4 protein-coding genes are annotated in these 5,646 nt (G+C 56.9%); all 4 read right to left on the bottom strand.

Annotated elements, in window-relative coordinates; translation table 11 throughout:
* Positions 1 to 111 precede the first annotated feature (111 nt).
* A complete protein-coding gene (ppdK, locus tag ACMLHG_RS04275) occupies positions 112 to 2,829 on the bottom strand; it encodes a pyruvate, phosphate dikinase (protein ID WP_417169673.1) in 2,718 nt (905 codons plus the stop codon).
* 51 nt (positions 2,830 to 2,880) lie between these two features.
* Positions 2,881 to 3,291, bottom strand: coding sequence for a hypothetical protein (locus ACMLHG_RS04270; RefSeq protein WP_176910821.1), 411 nt, complete (start codon positions 3,289 to 3,291; stop codon positions 2,881 to 2,883).
* Positions 3,292 to 3,418: 127 nt separating this feature from the next.
* A complete protein-coding gene (gene rodA / locus ACMLHG_RS04265; RefSeq protein ID WP_176910822.1) occupies positions 3,419 to 4,585 on the bottom strand; it encodes a rod shape-determining protein RodA in 1,167 nt (388 codons plus the stop codon).
* A 185-nt stretch (positions 4,586 to 4,770) separates the two neighbouring features.
* The coding region (locus ACMLHG_RS04260) for an adenylosuccinate synthetase (protein WP_417169672.1) at positions 4,771 to 5,646 on the bottom strand (876 nt) is incomplete at its 5' end.

Raw genomic sequence — 5,646 nt, 5'->3', positions numbered from 1 at the left:
TTTTTGATTGAAGACCGATGTCTTTTCGGACCGGTCGGAAAAAAGAGATCCTTCAGTCCACAAGCCGGGAGTGAAATTTTCTTTCCGCCCCCGACTTGATGGTGGAACCTCTTATTTTTCCGTCAGTGCCGCCTGCGCCGCGGCGAGACGGGCGATCGGAACCCGGAACGGACTGCAGGAGACGTAATTCAAGCCGACTTTGTGGCAGAAAGCCACCGATCTGGCTTCGCCGCCTTGTTCCCCGCAGATACCGACCTTCAATTTCGGCTTGACCGATCTTCCCGCCTTGACTGCATAGTCGATCAGCTTGCCGACGCCGGACTGGTCGATGGTCTGGAAAGGATCAGCGGAGAGAATCTTTTCGTCAAGATAATCGTTGAGAAATCCGCCGATGTCGTCCCGGCTGAACCCGAAGGTCATCTGCGTCAGGTCGTTGGTTCCGAAGGAGAAGAAATCCGCTTCTTTCGCCATTTCATCCGCCATCAGGCAGGCGCGCGGAATTTCGATCATGGTACCGACCAGATAATCGATCTTCGCTACTTTGAATTTCTTTGCAACTTCCGCGGCAACTTCCGCAAGAAGACGTTTCTGGAACTTGATCTCGTTGGCGTCGCAGGTTACCGGAATCATGATTTCCGGTTTGCACGCGATACCGTCGCGCTCCAGTTCGGCCGCAGCTTCGAGAATCGCCTTCATCTGCATCCGGGAGACTTCCGGGAAGGTGATGCCGAGACGAACGCCGCGATGACCCATCATCGGATTGGTCTCGTGCAGCGCCTCCGCCCGCTTCGCGACGTCGGAAAGTTTGATTCCGAGGGCGTCGGCAAGCTCCTGCCGCTTCGCTTTTTCGTTCGGAACGAATTCGTGCAGCGGCGGATCGAGCAGCCGGAAGGTGACCGGAAGATTCTTCATCGCGGTCAGGGTGTTTTTAACATCCTTTTTGACATAGGGATAGAGTTCCTTCAACGCGGCGGTCCGTTCTTCCGTCGTGTTGCTCAGGATCATTTTCCGCAGGAAGAAGAGAGGCTTTTCACTGTTCTTGCCGTAGAACATGTGTTCGGTCCGGAAAAGTCCGATTCCCTCGGCTCCGAAGTTGCGGGCGACTTCCGCGTCGGCCGGAGTGTCCGCATTGGCACGCACCCCCAGCTTGCGGAACTTGTCCACCAGTTTCATAAAGTGCTGGAAACGGGGATTTTCACTGGAATCCACCATGGCAATCGCTCCGGCGTAGACATATCCCCGGGTTCCGTTGATGCTGATCGTGTCGCCGGCACGAAAAACTTTGGAACCGATCTTCATGGTTCCGGCGGATTCATTGATGTGAATCGCTCCGGCGCCGACGATGCAGCACTTTCCCCAGCCGCGGCAGACCAGCGCGGCATGGCTGGTCATGCCGCCGCGGGCGGTCAGAATGCCGGCCGCGGCCCGCATGCCTTCCACATCCTCTGGGTTGGTCTCCTCACGGGCCATGATGACCGCTTCACCTTTCGCAGCGGCCTTGACCGCGTCGACACTGTTGAAGACGATCCGACCGACCGCGCCGCCGGGACCGGCCGGCAGACCCTTGGCAATCACTTCCGCCTTCTTTTCCGCGGCGGGATCAAGGATCGGATGGAGCAGTTCATCCAGCTGGGCCGGCGAAACCCGCAGCACGGCGGTTTTTTCATCGATCATCTTTTCGGAGAGCATGTCCATCGCCATATTCAGAGCGGCGGTACCGGTCCGTTTTCCGACCCGGCACTGGAGCATGAAGAGCTTTCCTTCCTGAATGGTGAACTCAATGTCAAGCATGTCATGATAGTGCGCTTCAAGCTTGTTGCGGATATCGAAAAGCTGCTTGTAGAGTTCAGGATAGAGGTCCTCCATCGATTCGAGGTGCTTGTTCTGCTCGTTGCGGGTGTCGTTGTTGAGCGGATTCGGCGTGCGGGTTCCGGCGACGACGTCTTCTCCCTGCGCGTTGATCAGCCACTCTCCGTAGAATTTGTTGTCGCCGGTGGCGGGATCGCGGGTGAAGGCGACGCCGGTGGCGGAAGTGTCACCCATGTTTCCAAACACCATGCTCTGGACATTGACGGCGGTACCCCAGTCATCCGGAATTCCTTCGATCCGGCGGTAGGAGACCGCCTTCTTTCCGTTCCAGCTCTTGAGAACGGCGCCGATTCCGCCGCGGAGCTGCGCCATCGCGTCGTCGGGAAATTCGCGTTTCAGCGTCTTTTTGATCTGCTTTTTAAATGTTTCGCAGAGTTTTTTCAGATCCTCGACCGTCAGATCGGTATCGGAAGCGTACCCTTTTTTCTCTTTGAGTTCATCCAGAATGTTGTCGAGCTGCTTGCGGATCGCCTGCCCCTCGGCCGGTTCGATGCCCTCGGCTTTTTCCATGACCACGTCGGAGTACATCATGATCAGCCGGCGGTAGGCGTCGTAGACGAAACGCTCGTTTCCGGTTTTGGCGATCAGACCGGGAATGGTCTTGGAGGAGAGTCCGACGTTCAGCACCGTCTCCATCATCCCGGGCATCGAACTGCGGGCGCCGGAACGGCAGGAGACCAGCAGCGGGTTTTTCGCGTCGTCAAACTTCATCCCCATGGTTTTTTCAACCTTGGCGAGAGCGGCGAGCATCTGTTTTTCAACACCGTCCGGAAGGCGGCTTCCGTTTTTAAAGTAATCGACGCAGCACTCGGTGGTGATGGTGAAACCGGGCGGAACCGGCAGCCCGAGCGAAGCCATTTCCGCGAGGTTGGCGCCTTTTCCGCCGAGCAGTTCCTTCATGGAACCGTTACCCTCCGATGCCCCGCCGCCGAACGAATAAACGTATTTTTTCCCTGCCATTGTGATTCTCCCTCTCTCTCTCCCGAACCCGGGATTTAATGATGTTGCGGATCAGTAAAATTTATCAAAAACCCTTAAAATCTCATGCTTCTTTTTGTTCTTTTCCAACCCCATGATGACGAAGGAACCGCGCACTTCGACCGGATAGGGGATTCCGTTGATGTAAAGCCGTTCACTCTGTTTGACCTGCTTGAGCCGTTCCGCGATCGGCCGCACTGACTGGTCGAATTTGTAGACCCCGATTTCGGAATTTCCGACCATGATGGCGCAGCCGGAAGAGGCGTCGAAGGGACTTCCGGGCAGCGGACGCGGTTCGCCGGTGACTTCAACGCCGTTCCGGCGCAGATAGGAGGCGAAATCCTCCGGATTCAGATAGTTGTTTTCGATCGTGTTGCAGCCGGCGACGGCAATCAGTGCGACGGCGAAACACACGGCGGGAAGTGACAGGCGTTTGAACAACACGTTGAAATTCTCCATTTTCAGAAACAAAACATCCGCGGCTTCCGGAAAGACAGACCTTCCGGTAATTTATCCGCTGCGGTTTGAGAATGCAAGTCCGGTTCGGAAAACGATGTTGAAAAAAATTGATTCAGCGGTGGCGATAGACAGACTGCATCAATCCCAGAGCAGCCATCCCCATCAGGAGGAATGAACCGCCGTAACTGATGAACGGAAGCGGAATTCCTGTCACCGGCATCAGCCCGATGCACATTCCGATGTTGATGAAACAGTGTGGAAAAAAGATCGCCGCGACACCGACTCCGAGGTAGCGCCCGAAGGGATCCGTCGCGAGAAAGGCCGTCCGCAGAATCGAGTAAAACAGGATCAGATAGGCGAGCAGAAGCAAAGAACACCCCAGAAATCCGGATTCTTCCGCGATTACGGAAAAAATGAAGTCGTTGTTCGACACTGACTGCGGCAGAAAACCGAGTGCGTTCTGTGTTCCCTGCCCGATGCCTTTTCCGGTCCAGCCGCCGGAACCGACCGCCAGTTTCGCCTGGTAAACGTTGTATCCGCGTCCGAGCAGGTCGCTTTCGGGATCCAGAAATACCCGGATCCGCGCCTTCTGATACTCTTTGAGCATCGGTTTTCCAAAAGCTTCGTTGGCGAGAAAGCCTCCTGCCAGCAGCGCGGCCATGCCGACGGCGAGAAGAATATAGCGCCATTTGAGTCCTGCGACGAAGACGATTCCGAGCAGGATGGGGATCAGAATGATCGCGCTTCCGAAGTCCGGTTCCAGCATGATCAGAACAAACGGCACCGCGACAGTGATTCCGCTCAAGAAAAGGCAGGCGACCCGGTTCACCCGGAACACCCGGGTTGAAAACATCGCCGCCAGCAGCATTACCACGGCAAGCTTGCTCAGTTCCGAGGGCTGCAGCCGCATGCCGAACAGCCGCAGATTGAGCCAGCTGACCGCTCCGTTGACTTTGACTCCGACGAAAAGAACCAGAACCAGCAGAAACAGACTGAGAAGATAGAAAATCAGAGAGAGAACTTTATACTCCTGCTTCCGGTAGTCTATCAGCGAGCAGATCAGCCAGAAGACCGTTCCGATGGCGATCCATTGCAGTTGTTTCGGGAAAAAAGCGAGGCTTTCACGGGTTCCCGCCTGGATTCCGGTCGAACGGATGAAAATCAGTCCCACTCCGAGCAGAAAAACCGACGCGAGAATCTGAAGCCAGTCGAATCCGGCAACAAACCGGAAGAAATGTTCGGCCGGGTTCTCCTGATATTCTCGACGCAGTACGGGCATGAATGGTCGCTTTTTACGTTTGAGTTTTCTATCCTCTCAATTCCGCCGGCGGCGGAACGGTTTTGACTCTTTCCTGACCGGAGTGCATCTTCCGGGACCGGAAAAGCAGGATCTGGCATCCGGAGAACCGGTCGGCGCTTTTCCGAAACGGCTCCCTCCGGAAAAGCGCCCTTACAACCAAACTGTTACAATGTGACCTGGAACGTCTGATCCCGGCGCGGCCCGACCGACACAATCGCGATGTTCGATTCAACCAGTTCGGCCATCCGGAGCAGATATTTTCTCGCGTTCTCCGGAAGCTCCTCCCACCGGGTTGCGCCGGCGGTGCTGCACTTCCAGCCCGGCAGCCACTCCAGAACCGGCTTGGCGGCGGCAACGTCGGAGACGGCGGCGGGAAACTCCCGGGTTTCGCGGCCATTCACCTCGTAAGCAACGCAGATCGCAATCTTTTCGAGGCCGTCGAGAACATCCAGCTTGGTGACGGCCAGTTTGTTGACACCATCAACCATGCAGGCGTAGCGGGCCGCCACCGCATCGAACCATCCGCAACGGCGGGGCCGGCCGGTGGTGGCTCCGAATTCGCGTCCGACCTGGCGGAGTTCCTCGCCGAAGGCGTCGAAAAGTTCCGTCGGAAACGGTCCTTCTCCGACCCGGGTGGTGTAGGCTTTGATCACTCCCCAGACGTCGCGAATCCGCTGGGGCGCAATCCCGGCGCCGGTGCAGGCGCCGCCGGAGACCGTGTTGCTGCTGGTGACAAAAGGATAGGTGCCGTGATCGATGTCCAAAAGAGCGCCCTGGGCGCCTTCGCAGAGGATGTTTTTTCCGGCTTTGATCGCCGCGTTGACCGAATAAACGGTATCGCAGACATAAGGGGCGAGAAACGCGGCCGCTTCCCGGACCCGTTCCCATTCCGCATCGATGTTGAGCGGAGCGATACCGGATTCGGAGAAGAGCTTGTTGTACTTGGCGGCTTCGGCGCGGAACTGCTGCTCCAGCCGGGCGGGACAAGTCAGATCGATGCCGCGGATGCCGCAGCGGTGCATCTTGTCGGCGTAGGCCGG

It is taken from the genome of Victivallis sp. (genome assembly GCF_048170485.1).
Classification (GTDB): domain Bacteria; phylum Verrucomicrobiota; class Lentisphaeria; order Victivallales; family Victivallaceae; genus Victivallis.
This window is presented reverse-complemented; position numbering and strand designations above follow the sequence as displayed.